Source organism: Corynebacterium senegalense (assembly GCF_900411315.1).
Taxonomy (GTDB): domain Bacteria; phylum Actinomycetota; class Actinomycetes; order Mycobacteriales; family Mycobacteriaceae; genus Corynebacterium; species Corynebacterium senegalense.
Map to the genome: position 1 here is coordinate 22,554 of NZ_LS990888.1, position 15,868 is coordinate 38,421.

The 15,868-nt window shown below is 63.3% G+C and carries 17 protein-coding genes; all 17 read right to left on the bottom strand.

The features are described from left to right. Positions 1-30 precede the first annotated feature (30 nt). Positions 31-573 (bottom strand): hypothetical protein, encoded by a 543-nt coding sequence (locus DYZ02_RS11065; protein WP_220272213.1) that lies wholly within the window; start codon positions 571-573, stop codon positions 31-33. Positions 574-620: 47 nt separating this feature from the next. After that, positions 621-2,210, bottom strand: a complete 1,590-nt coding sequence (locus tag DYZ02_RS11695; protein WP_115686495.1) for a peptidoglycan DD-metalloendopeptidase family protein — start codon at positions 2,208-2,210, stop codon at positions 621-623. Next, positions 2,207-2,428 carry a hypothetical protein gene (locus DYZ02_RS11075; RefSeq protein WP_115686496.1) on the bottom strand — a complete coding sequence of 74 codons (222 nt, stop codon included), beginning with the start codon at positions 2,426-2,428 and terminating at the stop codon, positions 2,207-2,209. Before DYZ02_RS11075 ends, DYZ02_RS11695 begins: the two co-directional genes overlap by 4 nt. A gap of 47 nt (positions 2,429-2,475) precedes the next feature. After that, positions 2,476-4,158, bottom strand: coding sequence for a P-loop NTPase family protein (locus DYZ02_RS11080; RefSeq protein WP_115686497.1), 1,683 nt, complete (start codon positions 4,156-4,158; stop codon positions 2,476-2,478). Next, a complete protein-coding gene (locus DYZ02_RS11085) occupies positions 4,155-5,105 on the bottom strand; it encodes a hypothetical protein (RefSeq protein ID WP_147291515.1) in 951 nt (316 codons plus the stop codon). Before DYZ02_RS11085 ends, DYZ02_RS11080 begins: the two co-directional genes overlap by 4 nt. Then, positions 5,075-6,556 (bottom strand): SCO6880 family protein, encoded by a 1,482-nt coding sequence (locus DYZ02_RS11090; RefSeq protein WP_115686499.1) that lies wholly within the window; start codon positions 6,554-6,556, stop codon positions 5,075-5,077. Before DYZ02_RS11090 ends, DYZ02_RS11085 begins: the two co-directional genes overlap by 31 nt. A gap of 21 nt (positions 6,557-6,577) precedes the next feature. Continuing rightward, the gene (locus tag DYZ02_RS11095) at positions 6,578-8,128 is read right to left on the bottom strand and encodes a hypothetical protein (protein ID WP_147291516.1); all 1,551 of its coding nucleotides are present in this window, start codon (positions 8,126-8,128) and stop codon (positions 6,578-6,580) included. A gap of 146 nt (positions 8,129-8,274) precedes the next feature. After that, positions 8,275-9,174 carry a DUF8175 domain-containg protein gene (locus tag DYZ02_RS11100; protein WP_115686501.1) on the bottom strand — a complete coding sequence of 300 codons (900 nt, stop codon included), beginning with the start codon at positions 9,172-9,174 and terminating at the stop codon, positions 8,275-8,277. Beyond that, positions 9,174-9,827, bottom strand: a complete 654-nt coding sequence (locus DYZ02_RS11105) for a DUF8175 domain-containg protein (protein ID WP_147291517.1) — start codon at positions 9,825-9,827, stop codon at positions 9,174-9,176. The genes DYZ02_RS11100 and DYZ02_RS11105 overlap by 1 nt, the downstream gene beginning before the upstream one ends. Before the next feature lie 42 nt (positions 9,828-9,869). Beyond that, positions 9,870-10,145 (bottom strand): hypothetical protein, encoded by a 276-nt coding sequence (locus DYZ02_RS11110; protein ID WP_181896996.1) that lies wholly within the window; start codon positions 10,143-10,145, stop codon positions 9,870-9,872. Then, complete coding sequence (locus DYZ02_RS11115; RefSeq protein ID WP_115686503.1) at positions 10,142-10,426, bottom strand: hypothetical protein; 285 nt, start codon at positions 10,424-10,426, stop codon at positions 10,142-10,144. The genes DYZ02_RS11110 and DYZ02_RS11115 overlap by 4 nt, the downstream gene beginning before the upstream one ends. Further along, complete coding sequence (locus tag DYZ02_RS11270) at positions 10,423-11,094, bottom strand: DUF6668 family protein (protein WP_147291518.1); 672 nt, start codon at positions 11,092-11,094, stop codon at positions 10,423-10,425. Before DYZ02_RS11270 ends, DYZ02_RS11115 begins: the two co-directional genes overlap by 4 nt. Then, complete coding sequence (locus DYZ02_RS11120) at positions 11,091-12,725, bottom strand: cutinase family protein (protein ID WP_181896997.1); 1,635 nt, start codon at positions 12,723-12,725, stop codon at positions 11,091-11,093. The genes DYZ02_RS11270 and DYZ02_RS11120 overlap by 4 nt, the downstream gene beginning before the upstream one ends. Before the next feature lie 177 nt (positions 12,726-12,902). Continuing rightward, complete coding sequence (locus tag DYZ02_RS11125) at positions 12,903-13,556, bottom strand: DUF8176 domain-containing protein (protein ID WP_115686505.1); 654 nt, start codon at positions 13,554-13,556, stop codon at positions 12,903-12,905. 31 nt (positions 13,557-13,587) lie between these two features. Continuing rightward, on the bottom strand, positions 13,588-14,694 hold the full coding sequence (locus DYZ02_RS11130; RefSeq protein ID WP_147291519.1) for a hypothetical protein: 1,107 nt from the start codon (positions 14,692-14,694) through the stop codon (positions 13,588-13,590). A 143-nt stretch (positions 14,695-14,837) separates the two neighbouring features. Beyond that, positions 14,838-15,206: a WhiB family transcriptional regulator gene (locus DYZ02_RS11750; protein ID WP_115686507.1), complete on the bottom strand. Its 369-nt coding sequence runs from the start codon at positions 15,204-15,206 to the stop codon at positions 14,838-14,840. Between the two features lie 68 nt (positions 15,207-15,274). Further along, on the bottom strand, positions 15,275-15,868 hold a 594-nt coding region (locus tag DYZ02_RS11140; RefSeq protein WP_220272214.1), incomplete at its 5' end, for a hypothetical protein.

Consider the following 15,868-nt stretch of genomic DNA (forward strand, 5'->3'; position numbering starts at 1 on the left):
GTTACTCCTCTTGTTATTGGCCGGTTATCGTCACTGTGATGTTTCGGGTGGGGTGTAGGTGCTGTTCATTAGGGCAAGCTGGCTTACTCTCCACTGCCCCTCGCGCTTTTCCAACCCCAGGACATAAGAGTCAAGGAACGCACCATCTAGTCCGTCCATGACGCGGCGGCAGGTCATCTTCCGTTGCCACGATGTCTCGCTATCTTCGGGGTGAACCTCATTGCTGATGGCAACCTCAGCGGTCTGATTCCCACCTGCTTGATCCCATGTATCCCATGTCCGCAGGATCAACTGGGGAGTCACCGACTTAGGATCGGCGGTCATAGCCCGCCACGCCTCCGGCGTAGTAATGCCCTGAACCCGCTCATACACGGTGCCTGCGTCGTACTCGTCGGAGGTGAACGTACACAGTCGCTCCAGGGCTGCTGCAGCCACAGTCTCCGGCCCCTCATTCGCCAGGTGTTCGAAGCCGGCCCCGTAAGGCATGGCTGCGTCGGGGCGGGTCGTGGTGATTTCAATGGGAGCCAGCTCGCGCTGCTCGGTGGGCTTGCTGCTGCATGCCGTCATGCTCATGGCCAGAGTCGTGGCCGCGAATACGGCGAGTTGCTTGTGGCCCCTCATTATTTTGTCTCCTGTCCTGCGACGCGCTTAATGGTTGCTGTTCCAGCATCACCTCGGAGGGGGTATTCCCCCACGGGGACACCGAAGGTTTGGGCCTCGTACATCATCTTTTGTCCATTCTTTTCTCCTGCGTAGATGGCGACGTGACCTGGCGTGTAGATCATGTCACCGGGGGCCATTTCCTCCCACGGCACGGTTACAAGGTTCGGGTCTGCAAGCTGGGCGTCCGTGTTGTGCGGCAACTCCACTGCGCCATTGGTGGCTTGATAAACAGCCCACAGCACGAGACCAGAGCAGTCAAACCCCCCACTTGTGGGGCCATTCTTATCACCACCACCCCAGACGTAGGGCAGACCGAACTGCTGCCGCGCAGCCGCGAGGATCCGCTCGCCGACGGCGGTGCCGTCAACGGCACGCCCAGGGGCTCGCCTATCCCCTTCTGTTTCAGTGCCACAGTTGTCGACCCCCCCGATCTCGATAGAGTCTGGGTTGACTCCTTCCAGTCGTTTGTAGATCTCTTTCGCCTCGTCGGCGCGCTGGTCGTATTTCCCGCGCAAGTCCTCACGTGGCCGCTCGACGTTTGCCGCCAGCAGGCCCGGCGTCGCGGCGTTCTCCCGCTGTCCCTTGGCCTGGTCGTAGAACCAGGTGATCTGTTGCTCAGGCTTCATCACTTCTTCAATGCCACCAGCGGGGCCCGCCCAAATGCTGACCCGCTGCTGAAAAAGACCAACCGAGTCGTAGTCGCCAGGGGCCACACCATCATTGGGGAAGTTTTTCGACTCCGGGACCGCGTGGCTGGCAAGGTTATGCAGATCCGACTCAACCAAGGCTGCCTGCAGCGCCGCCATAATGGTGAACTCATCCTCGCCGCGCTGCTTGCCAATCGCAATGATCTGCGCGGCACGAACGTCCTTGATGTTTCCAGGATCGACGGCCGGGGCGCTTTCCGCCGCACCCGGCGTGGGCGCTCCAGATGTTGGCGTCTCTCCAGACTTCGGGGCCTTCTCACTGCCCGGTTCAACCGCCTTGTCCAGCCACGATGCCGGATCGACAGGGTTTCGATAACCCGGTACGTGCACCTCGAAGTGAAGGTGCGCTCCCCCAGGCCCAGGAGGTGAAACACCGCCGTTGTAGCCTTCTTCCGCGATCTGCTGCCCCGCGTAGACCGTATCTCCCACCTTGACCTTCACGGTTTCCTCGAACATGTGGCCGTAGAGCGTGGAGAACTTCTGGCCGTCGGCCTCATGGTCAATGACGATGAACCAGCCGTATCCGCCGGGGTTTGCCTGGCTGAGAGTGACAACTCCATCCGCGTAGGCGAAGATCGGGGTCCCCTGACCTTGGGCGATGTCGATCCCCTCGTGCATCGCGCCCCATCGAGGACCAAACGGGCTCGTTCGGTGAGCATTAGCGTTTGGCTCGGGCAACGCGAACGATCCCGAAGGCACACGACCATCGACTGATGCTGATCCTCGGCCACCTGCACCGCTGGTCGGGACGCACTTGTCGTCGTCATCGCCCGCTAGCACGGCGATGAACACGATGACGAAGGCGATCAGCGCGAGAAAGCCGCACCCAATTCGTTTCATTGATCCTGCTCCTGCTGCAGGCGCTCAATTTGGCGTCGCAGCTCCTCGTTTTCTGCAGCGAGCCGCAGGTTCGCAGCTACGCGCGTGTGCGGCCACTTTCCTTCTGCACTAAGCCATTCCGACAGCGTTGTGCGCCCCACGCCCCATTCGCGGGCAATGGCGGCGGCCGCGGCCGACGGCGAGGGGTAGCTCTCCCACTTCTCAACGAAGTCCGCCATCGCGCCTTCTCTCACCTCTGCTGAGTGAGGGTATCCACGCCCGCTGCTCACTGCTGTTCCCCCTGCTCGAAGAACCCCTCGAAACGCACGTTCGTATCGTGCAGACGGTGCTGAACCTCAGTGGGCATCAGGACGGTCTGCAGCGGAATCCCCGGAGAGCCGTCCTTGGACGGTTTAATCATGAACCGCCCTCGGCCTGGAGGAGTCGCCCGCGCACCACGGGTGCGCGCCCGCTTCGGCGGTGCACCCGTCGACCAGCTGGTAATCATATGGCCCTCGGCCGGGGTGAACGACAGCCGCGAGGACAAAATATCCAGCTCTGAATTCGGCAATCCGCCGCAGATCACCATTCCAGCGCGCTCAATAAACCCCATCGCGGTCTTTCGGTCCTCCTCCGTTGGCAATGCCTCCAAGTCATGAAACGTATGCGTCACCATCGCCAAGGCCGCGCCTTCCTTGCGATTAAGCCTCGTTAACGCATCCACCTGCCCGACCATGCCTGGAGCGGAGGAAAGAACCTGCCACATCTCATCGAGAACGACCGAAAAGAGCCGCTGCGGGCCCAACCCGGCATCCGCCAAAAGGTGCGCGGCCTCAACCGCTCCGAAGGCGTTTGACCAACACGCCATCATGACCGCCGCCTTCATCGCGGCGTCGCCACGGTCAATCGCCGACACGTCGATGCACACTGCGGTGGCATCCACATTGATGGGCTTGGTGGTCTGGCCAGAGAAAATTTGACCCGTCTGACCATCAAGCAAGGAATTCAGAGACAGGACGAGATCATCGACGCGCCGATCCCATGCCTCAGGCGTGCGAGCCCGTGCCTTCGCCTGGAGCGCGGGAGTTCCCTGCTCGAGCACTGCAATGAGATCCGCAAGCACCGGTGGATTCAGCCAGTCCACATCCTCGCTCTCATACAGCTCACGCAGCGCCGCCGAAATCAGCATCACCTCATAGTCGGCCGGCTGAGACCCACGACCCAAGCTGATCAGCGTTTGCACCATCGTGACCTGGCGGCCGTGCACCTGCTCCTTCGCGCGCTCCACAAGCTCGGTGTGCCCCTTGTCCTCCAGCTCGGGAATAATGCGGCCCAGCGCACCCACGTCGAGCGGGTTAATGCTCCCCAGTCCGTGCCCAATCGTGATGACGTCGCCTCCAACCTGGTGCACAAAGCCCACATACTCGCCCTTGATGTCACCGGCGATAATGGGGACCTGCTTTTGGGCTACAGCGCCCATGAGCATTTTGCGGATCAGCGTCGACTTGCCCAACCCGGGCAGCGACAACACAAAGCACGACGGGTTGGCGATAATTCCCTCGCGGAACCACGCAAGCGGGTCGCACCCAATCTCCGCGCCGGTGGTGACGTGCACCCCCAGGGGCGTGCCGATCATCGGCGCCGGTGCGCCGACGACGTTCGGGTTGAATCCTGCCCCGAAGTTCGTCGTAGTCTGCCACTCCTGCGGGCCAGAAATGACCCGCTGCGTGCCGGCAGTGCGCCCCCGGAAGCCCTGCTGACCCGGGCGATTAAAGGCACTTTCCCCACGGACTTCCACACCTGTCGAAAACAGCGCCTGCGCGTCATCCTCGCGCGCTCTTTTGCGCTCCTCCTTCACCCACCGCCGGTACTGGCGGCCCTCCCGCGACCACCACGACGGCCGCGTAGTCACACCAGCTTCAATGTCTGCGTGAAGCCGGTCAAAGTCAGTCGCGTTCTGCGCACTCATGCTGCCACCTCCAGACGACGCCACCCCATCACGCCTGCGCCCAGGGACGCACCTGCCCCCATAGCCTGGCGGTACCAGAGACGACGCACCCTGAGACGATCCGCCACGTCGAGACGCGCGATCAGCGCCCAAGCAGCATCTTCTGCCGTAGCGCTATCGGCGGCAATGACGCTGACGACCCCGACGCGACGCGCGGAGTGGTGAGCACGAGATGCAATGCGCGACCACATGCCGAACCGCACCGCAACCGCACCATTCGTCGAGGCACTAAGAACACTGCCGTGGAAAACCATCTTCTCCATCACTCCGCTGGCGGCCTCATCGCCACCTTCTCCCTCCATCACCACTTCAAAGCTGACGGTTACTTTGCCGTCGGCGACCACTGCCGCAGGGCCTTCCGAGACCTCCCCCGCACGCGGAGGAAACGCCTTCGGACGATCCTCGCCGACGAGCTGCACGGTTGTCCATGCCTCAAGTTCGTGTGCTGACAACGGCTTGGCGTCCATTCCCAGGGCGTCAGCCGAGTCGTACAGCACTGGTGCAAAGCGAGCCAAGCGGGTAAGAAACTCCGAGCTGTCCTTGCGTTCTGCTTTCCCGGCTGCCGCAACCGACACCCACAGCACGGCCGTGGCCGTCTCGTCCTCAACCGAGCGGCTCGCGCAGGTAGCCACGACCGTTTCCTCGGTTCCGACTTTGCCCGTCCACGCGGCCACAGCTTCATGGGTCATCGTCGCCGCGTCGTCGACCCGTGCCGCGATGGTTGCCTCTGTCGCGGACTCGTCCAGGAGGACTCCCAGCTGAAACCCGCGAGCATCACGCACGCTGTCCAGCCGCAGCCCCGCAACCGCAGGATGGGCTACGCCGTTGTCACCGGCTGCTGCGCGGCCAAAAAATTTTGCCAACATCTGCTTACTCCCTAGAAAAGATCCGTTGATTCCTTCTGCCACGGCACCTGTCCCACTCCGCAGGTGGTGATAAAGCCCGTGTCTTGCTGCCGCATCATTTTCTGAAGCCGCACGCTCGCGCCTGCCCCGAGCTGAGCTATGTCGTGCTCCACACGCTCTAGCTGCTCACGATCGGTCACCGTCGCGGTGACAAACAACGAGTAGCGCCCCAACTGTGCGCCTCGAGCCTGGGCGCGGCGGGCCGCATCTGTGTGCTCCAAGCGCAACTCCGCGTTCGCAGATCGGATCGACTTCGACGAGTTGGCCGCCACCATCGCATCGCGGTGTTCCCCCTCCACGCGGGAAACACCCTTTCCAGCTTCAAACGGGCGGTACACCAGCGCGACCCTTTTTCGCTCGATCCTCTCGTGCGGTGACAGCAGCCCTGTCAGCAGCCCGTCCTCAAAGGTTGAGCGCGGGGCCTCGCGCATCTCCCACGTCACCGAGGTGCACCCCTCGTGGTCGTAAGACGCCGCGCGCGCACGCGCAAAGCCCGGGCCGGCATCTTCCCACGACATCCCGTGCTTCTGGCCCATCACATTCAGTTCCTCGAAATCGGGTTCGGCCGGCGGGTTGAAAAACTGGTGCACACGGGCAACCGTCTGGTCAGCCGACATCGGCACCGCGATGACGCCTGCCCACGCCAGCTGCCGATACAAGCTAGGCAGACGAGTCGCCAGCGAGTCCATGAAGGCATTGTCTTTCAGTGCCTCTCCGTCAACATGGAATGTCACCGCAATGTGCGCAACGACCTCGGGAACCCCGACCGAGAGCAACTGCGCTGCTTCTCCCATGATCTGCGCTGCCACCGGAGGAATGTCATCGGCGACGATCGCCTCCACCTCTTGAGCGACCAGCTGGCCCGTCCCAGGGCGAACTCCGACGACCGTAGCCACGTGCTCAATGTCTCCTGACAGGGACAGGAGAGCAAGCCAGCGAGCCCACTCCGCTGTCTTTTGGTTACGCTCCTCCTGCGTCATCGGGGTCTGCCCTGTCATCTGACAATCAAAGAGAACCGTCGCCGTCCGGGCCGGGGCGTCGACGATCGCCGCGAAATCCTGATGATCCGAATCTGCCCCCTCCACTAAGTACGTGCGAGCAAGGGACCCCGGTAGCCGATGAAAGCCACCCGGAACCTTCGACATCTCACCTGACAGGTAAACGTCCTCACCACGTCGCCGCCGCAAACTGTGCTGTCCCACCAAACGAGCCATCGTTGCCAGAGACCGATTACCCCACTGGAATGTGACCAGTCCTGCCACCGCAGCCGTGATCGCAAGCACGACCAGACCGACGCCGAAGCCCAACCCCGAAAACTGCACCAGCAGGAACGTCATGAACCCAACAGCGATAATCGCCGTCGTCATCATCGACAGGCCGCCTAGGCCGGTCCGTCGCGGAGGCTGGCCCAGCGAGTACTGCGGAACCGTGACCTCATTCTCGTGTGATGTCATACCCACTTCCTCCCTTCTTTCCTAGCGGTGAGCCTGCCCGGCATAACCGCCAGGCGTCCCAATCGAATCGTCAAACAGCTGCTGTGAGCGATAGCCAGCGTTCCCGGCTGCGCGAACGCCTGCCCCCATCGCCCTGGCTGCCGCTCCAGTCCCCTGAAGTGCACCGCCCGCTCCACGGGCTGTTTTGCGGCTGACGCCGGCAAACGGCCGCGAACGTGCCCCCTGCCCCGCCGTCCGCGCGGCCGCGCCAGACGGGCCCGTAGACCCGCTCGGTCCCGAGCCAGCCCTGCTAGCCCCTGACCCGCCGCGCGGCCCTGCAGGGCCAGGCGCCCCGCTTCCAGCGGCCGACATTCCCGCCGAAGCAGCCCCACCTGCAGCGGTGCTCGCTCCCGACCCCGCCGCCGACGGGCCCTTACCCATAGCGCTCAATCCGGCGCCGCCGCGCGCGATACCCGATCCAATCATGGAGGCCGCCCCGCCGAGCGCTCCCGTGGCTCCTGCCAGCATCGGCGCCGTGCCTCCGCCACCAGCCTGGGAGACAGCCGGGACCAGAGCGCGAACCAGCGCGGGTGCACTGAACCCAGCGATACCCAGCATCAGCGCATTGATCAACCCGGCGACCGTACCGATGTCGCCTGTGCCAGAGACGTTCCATAGAACGACTGCATAAAGCAACGCGGAGACCGGTTTAAACGCGATAGCTGCAATCAAAAACGCCACCAGGTGGTTTAGCCCCTGTCGGCCAGTATCCGAGAAGGACAACGCGGCAAACAGCGGAGTCATGCCAGCAGCAATCGGCGCCAAAAGAATTCGCGTGATCAGAGCGAGGATCTGCACAAGCGAACCGATGAACATGATGCCCGACAACGCGAGCGTCACCACCGGGCCATACTCCGTGTTCTCCAGTCCTCCCAGGTTGATGAGATCATCCGGGCTACCGAACTCATCCATAATGGCCTCCGCCAGCAAGTCGCTAGCAATAAGCGCGCCCGGGAACATCCCAGGGACCGCGATACTGAACACGAGCCAACGGATCATGTTTTCGTTGAGCTCGCTAAAGCCCTCCTGAAGCCCGCCCCGCCGTGCAGACGCAATGCGCCAGCCTCCGATAATGAAGCTGGCTATCAACGCGAACCCGGACAGGCCCATGATGATGTTCTTCACACCCTGAGTGTTCGCCGCGACATCAACGTTCGTGCTGGAAAAGTCCACCCACAGCGTCATCGCTGATCGAATCGCCTCGGTGTTGCCCTCCATGACCGACTTGGCGAACTTGCCAATCGGATCATCCCAAAACGGAGAATTGTTCACCGCCTCAATGCCCGCGTTGGCTGGAGAAGCGACCCAGCACCCAATACCTTGTCCGACGCGCCCCGCCTTGCCCACGAACCCACGGGACTGTTCATGGTGGGAAGCGATCTCGTCCCAGCGCCCTGCGTTGGCTTTCCGGATCTCGTCCACCTTTTTTTCGTCGAAGCCGAACGGGCCGGCCGCTTCATCACGCTGCTCCTTCGAAATGGCACCATCTTTAACAAGCTGGTCAAGAACACTGCGCGAGTCGCCGATGTCCATACATTTATCCTGGGCACGGCCCAGAGCGCCTTGCTGCTGCTCTCCCTCCGCCTCCTGGGCCATCGCCGGTGCCGCCCCGAAAATAGCGATGAGGGCGACCAAAAGAGTTGCAGCCCACCGAAAAGACCACGCCCGCGCCTCCGTCGTCACTGGTACTTCACCTCTTTCAACGGCGCTGGGGAGGCTGGGTCAAACGTCCCGGCCTTATCAAAAACCGCCCCTGCCTGGCCGGATAGGTCGGGCACCCAGTCACCATCGCGCCAGTAAACCGGAATCGTCGTAGCCAGTGTTCCTTCCCCCGCTTTCGTGAAATCATCACCGACCTCGACGACAACGACGTTCTCCGAGCATTCCTTGACGTGGTAGTAGCTGGCACCGGGCAAGGTTTCCGCCCGCTCGTCAGTGTGGTCATAGTCAGGCCTGTTCAGACCGCGAAAGTCACGGTCCTCTTGCAGAGTCCGGTAGGTCGACCACCACTCACGGTCAATCTCCTCCCCCACGCCGTCGCCCTGCCCGGCGAGTCCATAAGACCATGCGTTCAAGGCAAGAAGAATCGCCCCCTGCGGCGAATGGGCGAAACCTGCCGGTACACCGTTGTCTAACCGTGACGGGCCGGCCTGGTCGTTTACCACGAGGTAGCGCGCGTTGACGTATTGCTGGGTGGTCTTGCCGGTCAGCGCCACCTCTCCGTTTCCGCAGCTGTCGAAACCCCCTTCAATGAGGCTATCTCGCGCAGGCAAGTCTCCGTCGTGGTTAACCGGGGTCCACACCGGACGCTGGTGAAAGTGATCCACCGACCATGCACCCGGGGTCGCGTGCGCTGAATCGTCGAACATGCCGCTCGGGTCTGGCCAGGTGCGCTGGTTGTTTCCCACCATCGCCCCCGGCAGGTTCTCTCCACTGCTCGACTGTGCTGCCGAGGAGTTCTGCTCGCTCGACGGGGCCGGCGCCGGGTTGTCCTCCGAGCTGTCTCCGCACGCTGCTAGAACAAGGGCGGGCACCAGTACCGCTGCGCCCGAGACCATCTTCTTCCGAACCGTCATCATTATCCTTCCTCCCGAGGACCGAATGCCGTGAACTTAGACTTCAGCTCTTCTTCCGAAATCTCCTGCAGGTCCGGGGCGTCCTCCTGTGTCGGCAGAACTGCCTTCCAGTCTCCGGATGCCCGAGACATCTGCACCGGCAACACCGCGAGTTGACCCGTCGGGTAGGACACGGCCAACGTCACCACCGCTTCGGAGTCCGAGTAGTCACTAACCCGAAATCCGCGGAAAACCGGCGGGTTGTCCAACGGCTGCGTGCCCACGCTCATCAGAGCGCGCGCCTGCGCCCACTGGTCGCGTCCAGGCCCCGGTTCCAGGAGCACCTGCGAGACCTCCGGCCACGTGTCGTCGTCCGCGCCCGACATGAACACCTGCGTGACTACCGCTGCAACGACCGCCCCCTGCGGGGAGGCCGCAAAGCCGCGCGGAACCGGCCCGCTCGTCTCGCTAGGTCCGGCGTCGCCGCTCACCGGGTACTCGAGCCCTGCGGGGCCGGCCACCCAGGATGTGTCCGCCGGTGCGGCCGACAGGTCGACCTGCTGGGTCTGCCCCGAGCTGTTTGCGCTGTCATCTGACGAACAAGACGCCAACCCCGACCCCACTGCCAGCGCCAAAACGGCCGCCGCTGCGGCGCGCCGCATATTTCCTGTTTTCATGTGCCCCTTTTTGCCCTTCCTGCTTCGATCTTCGCCCATCTGTTACACCAGCCACCCTGCCAGGGACGCGGCGCCCGAAATAATGAACACGCCCAGTGCGATCTGCAGCGCCCTCATGTGCGGTGCCGTCGCGCTCACCGGCTCTCCCCGGTCACGATCGACAACAAGCAGTGCACCGAAGACGATCACCGCCAGAATGGACAGGCCCAAGGTGATGTACATCGCCGTGCCTAGCCAGCTGGAAATCTCGCCCACGACCTTGTTGGGAGGCAGCCACGTCTCGGACGGGCGCTGCTGTGCGACAACGAGCTCCCTCATAGCATCGCCGCAACAATCGCCGCCGCACCGCCAATGATCATCGAGCCGATCCCGATTCGCAGTGCCATCGCCGTCGCTTCCTCACTAGTGCCCTGCTGGCGCGAAAGCACCATCGACGCTCCCGCTACAATGACGCCGATGATGGCGACGCCGATGCCGATGTACATTGCCAGGTTCAGCAGGCGGTCAAACTTGGTCGCAAATTCAGATGGAGCCTGCGGCTGAATGTTCTGCCCCGGCATCTGCGCGAGGACGAAGTACGTTGCTGTCGAAATGCTCATGGTGTGTTTCCCTTCTCTGCTTGCTGGTGTACGGCGAACGCCGCGTTGAAAATCTCCTCCCCGACCGCCGCGACGGCGGCGGGGACTTCTTCGGTCACGGGGCTTTTGCGTCGGCGGGTTCGTTTCGACCCATCGTCGCTTTCACTTCCACGGTGCGGTTTCCATTCCGCGAGATCACCAACATCGTTCTCGCGGATCCCCGTCAGATAGGGAACCCTCCACACCGTTGTCAGTTCTTCGAGAACGGTCTCACGCTGGGCCAGCGACTTCGGCGTCTTACCGGGTGCATCTGCAACGATCACGACACCGAGGACCTCACAACGGCCCGTGTGGCCACTTTTCGATTGCAGGATCGCCGACTGGGCGGCGTCCAAACCTGTGCGGGTCGATCTGCACACCACCACGCACAGCGGGTATTCATCATGCGCCGGCCACTGGTCTGCGGCGTCGCCAACTGGTGCCAGCATCTGTGCCAGAGTTGTCGCCCCAGCACCGCCGTGAGCAGAGACAGCCCAAGCAATCGGCGCGCGGCCACCTCCTTGCCACAGGGCCGTCGAGGCGACCGGCAGGGCTCCCGCGACCCGGGCGTCGACTTTCAGCCGGGTCGCGGCCCCGGAGGGAGAGCTTTTCGTTTCGTCTTGGCGGCGAGATGTCATTGTCGTGGTCATGCAACCTCCTTCAATGCGGCAGCGGCTGCTGCCGTGTCGTAGTTGGCTGGAAGTGCGCTCGGAGACGTGCCGAGGTCGCGCCCAAGCGAGTCGCCGACGATGGCAAGAAGCCACTGAGTTGTCGCATCTGCAGACGACGCACCAGACGAGGTGGCACCGGCGGTGCGGTAGGTTCCTGCGGACTTCGACACCTCCTGGCCGATAGCTGCATCCACAGCCGCCTGGGCCAGCCCGTCATCTTCAATCCCGAGAGCCTGTGCTTCGTCAGCCAGGCGGACAGCCCCGGTGGTCATCGTCCGCGTCGAGACGAGATCAAGCGCTGCGCCGGAGCTGATCAGCAGCGCCGCGCCGACGCCCGCTGCGGGCGAAACTGCCGAGGCGGCGGCAATCTGCGCGAGGTTCTGCGGCTGCATGACCTCCTTGGCAACCGTCACTCCCGCTGCCAAAGCCATGCCGCCGATCTTCATGCCAGAGGCCAGAAGTCGCTGCTGCATTTCGCTCTGCGGAACCTCGCGGTCCGATTCCGTGGCGATGCGCCCGACGAGAGTTTCCTGGGGGCTGCTCGCCCGATTGAACGTAAACCCGTCAGAGCCAAAGTTGACATCCTCAGCCAAGGTTTCCACCGAACCAAGAACCACGGCGGGCGCGAGAACATCGGTGACGTGGCGCAAAGCCTGTTCCGGAGCCTTGCCCTGAGTGCCCTCAGCCGTGTTTGCGACGAGGGTACGAAGCGGGGCTCCTTCCGGCAGGGCACAGGTCGTATCTCCCTGCGCGCACCACGACACGGTGCGATCTGCGACGGCGCCGTAGCCCGTCTCCGGAGCGCCGGCAGTGTTCCCGGTGACCGTGGCCACGCCAGCCCCCTCGGCCGACGTGCTCCCCCACTGTTCCTTAGCGCCGGCCGGCGACTCCGCACCCGAGGCCACCACGGGCTGATTCTCTGCCCGTGTCGGATCAGCGAACAGGGTCACTCCGAGAACTTTCTCCGAAGGGAAAACCTCGCCCGCGCCGATCTTCTTCGACACGATCGAGGCCGCTTGCGCGCCCTGGCCGGCCCCCATGAGAATGACCTTGGTGTTCGGGCATGTCGAATCGATCTGAGCTAACACCGCCTCGGTGCGCTCCACTGCTGTGGTGATCGACCCCTCGTAGGTCGGCACCGTGTCTGGCCCGGTCACTCCTGGGATGTAGGCGCGGGTGTTGTCAGTCGACTGGACATCGATGACAGTGCGGCCAACCGCCAGCGAGCTGTCGGCCTTCTCAGTCGTAGCCGTCGTAGTCTGCTGCGGAGAGGCAGATACCGCTGTCGGCGCCTCGTCCCCAACAGTTATCGTGGGAGCGGCCGTGGTGGTTTCTCCCCACATGTTCGGCTTCCAATCGCCACCGGTTGCAGCTGAAGTCGTGACCGCCTCCTGGCCTGTGCCCCACACGTTCGGCTTCCAGTCCTTGCCCGCCGACGCGGCGGCGGATTCAGTCTCGGACAGCGGCGGCGCGCTAAAGCCCGCGTCTGCCTCCCCGGCCGGTGTCGACTTCCCGTTGGCAGCGACCACGACAGGCGCGGCGACATCGGCGAGAAAGCCCGTGTCCGCTTGCCCGAGAGCGGAGTCGTTGACATCGTTGATGGAGATCATCTGGACCGACGGGCATGCCGTCGAGCCATCGATCGAGGGGGACGGCTGCGTGGTAACCCCGTCGACGGCCCACGCCGGGACCCCAGTAACGGAGGCCACAAAGGCCGCGAGGGTGACGACACCGCAGAGGGTACGGGATCGGTTCATTTCTTTTCTCAGCTTTCTCGCGTTCGCGCTCTAGCGGGTCTCAATGTCATCGATCAGCCAGGAGTCCGATTGCTCCTGCTTGCCAATCACGGTCTGCTGGTAGGTCTGGGACGATCCATCGCTAAACGTCGTCATCACGTCGACGTTGACGCGATCCCCCTCAACGGGCGCCATAACAGCGCACCACGAGACACCATCAGGTGCCGCCTCAGGAAGAATCTTTTCCCAGTCCTGATCGCGCATCCACGAATCCGCAGTCAAATACTGCGTCAAAGTCGTGTCCCGCCCGTAGTACGCCTCCTGCCACTTCGCCACGGTTGCCCGCAGCGACGTATCGGAGGTAGACAATGTCGTCTCCCCCTCCTCGGGCTCGCAGTGACCTGCAACCGCAACTTGGCTGTCCGGGTCAACGGGCGCTGCCTCCACGGTCGGCGAGCTCGCCGCCGATGTCTCCGAGTCCCCCCTCGAGATCAGCGTCCACAACGACAACCCTAGGGTGACAACTACCACCCCGATCAACGGGAGCAGCCACACAGCGGTACGAATTTCTCCGGACTGGGCTCGTGTGAATGACGAACCACCGCGCTTTTCGGCGGCCGCCGGCTCATCGACCCCACCAAGATCATCGAAGAACTCATCGGACTCAGTGGGGGTCTTGTCAACCTCGTCAAACCACGAGCTCATTCCGTTATCCTTCCTTCCCCTGCGCGGTGTTTTACTTCGTGTTCAGCCAGGTGGAGACCTGGCCAATTGCGGTGTCGGTCACGTGCTCGCCAGTCGAAAGCGCCGCAAGCTGAGCGTCAACCGCCTGCTGGGCCTGGCCCACCGACTGATCAACCGCAGCCTTGACCTCTGCGGGGAGCGCCTGCTCCACTGCCGCGCTGACCTCAGCGGGAACCTGCGGCACCTCCACCTCAAACTGGGTCTGCGGCGCAGAGACGCTGACAGTGTGCGCCGCGTAGTCGTAGGAGGCAGAAACTTCTGCCGCCTCAGCGCCCTCGATCTGGCGAGACACGGAGACCTCCGATCCCGTCTGCGATGCCCCGACCTCCACGGAGGTAGTCGTCGTCTCCGGAGTCGTCACTGCAGCACCGGCGGTGACTTCCGAAACCGGCTGCGGAGCCGGGGCCGCAACTGCGGCCGGATCGGATCCATTGTCGGTGTCATCGTCACCCTGCGGGTCATCGTCCGGGGCGTCAACGGGAGTCAGACCATCGTCATCGCCGAGCCGCGTGACCACCTCCTTGTCCTTGCCGGCCTTATCGCGCACGTCGCCGCCCTCGCGCACATCAGCCGCGAGCTCGTAACGAGCAACCTCGTCGTTGTGCTGGGTGCGTACCGAATCGGTCTCCGGAACATAGGCGCCCTCGTTAACGGCGCTTTCACGCACCGAATCCGAGAGGGTGGTCTCCGTTGCCTGCTGGGCCATCGAAGTGGTCGACGGCTCGGAGTTCTTCGCCGCAGGCGTGTACGTCGCCTGCTGGGTCGCAGGCTGGCGGACCGGCTCGGGTGCCGGGGCGACGACGACAGGCTCCTTCGGCGCCGCAACGACCGCCTGATCGCTCACTGCCGGGCTCACCGGCGCGGGCGCGGCCTTCTGCTCCTGCTTCGGGGCCGGCGCGGGCGCGGCCTTCTGCTCCTTCTGCGCCAGAATCTCCGCCTTTTCAGCCTTGGATGTTCCAGGCTGCGCTTCGGCCTTCTCGGCCGGGCGCACCGTGCCCGGCTGGGCAGGCTTGCTCTCGGCAAGGACATACCCAGGCAGGATCAGCGTCGACACCATCGCTGTTGCCAGCGCAACTCGTGCCCTCTTCTTTGCTTGCAACGTCAAACTCCTATCTGTGTGAATCCGCGAACGTGCTGACACATGACGATCACCACAACATCAGTGTTATTCCTCTCAAATTCACAGTCAACCCCTACGTGAACAGGACAAACCCCGCTGCGTAAAGAGCTGCTGCCAGTAAGCTATGCTGACTTCGCGCCCCTGCACGGCGCCCGGACTCCTCCGCCCTCACGGCCGGGGGAGTCCGTGTCTTCGCTGTCGGAGCTGGCAAGCGGGGCGAAAACCCGCCCACCCCAGATTCCGCACTGCCGATTCTCCGCGGCATAGCGTGCACACAGCTTTTGGACCGGGCATTCCTGACACACCCGGACAGCGAGCTCGCGCCGCTCTCGGCGCTCTCCCGGTGTCTCGTTCGGAACGGAAAAGTCCCACAACCCGTCGGGCCACAGCCCCGGTACTGAACACAATCCGTTTTCGGTCAGCTCGCGGGGCAAGGGTGGAAGGTAGATGACCGCGTAGGGTCGGGAGCGACGATCATGACCTGCACTCATGACGTGACTTCCTTTCAATTTTGTTGGGACGGTTAGAACCGTCGGGATGAAAACGATGACCGTTTTGGTCAACGAGAGATGAGGTAGCGCTCAACGCCAACAGCGACGGCGAACGCCCAGCGGTCGCCGGACTGCCACGTCCCCTCCTTCACCGCGCGGTGGAAGTCTTGCGCTAGCGCACCAGTATCCAGATCGCGGCGTGTGATCACGCGCCCCTCAGGGAGCACATGCGACCACCCAGCTGGGGAGTCATTGTCTGCCTGCGGTGGCGGCTGGTTTGGAGGCACATCGTCACGCAGACGCGCCAGAACCACCGCGACAAGATTTCGAACGTGCGGAGGAAGCTCGCGTGAATTCAGGACTGCCGTGATCTGTCCCTCTGTCCACCCGGAGTGCAGTCGCTCGGTGATCGCGCGGCCGACCGTAGCCAGCTGGGATGGGCCCATTGCCTGCATCGGCTCCGGAAGCACGCGCCGCGCTACCTTGGCGTACTCCGCCTCCTCGTCGGGAATCACCCGATCCAGAATTTCCCCGACAGCAGCCAGCTCGTCCTCGGTAACGTTCTCCGGCATTGGACGCTGACCAATGCTCGCAAGGGCGATGGACGCGAGTCGATCAGTCCAAAAGAGTTCCTCCTCCCAGGCCTCGCCGGCCGGCGAGGC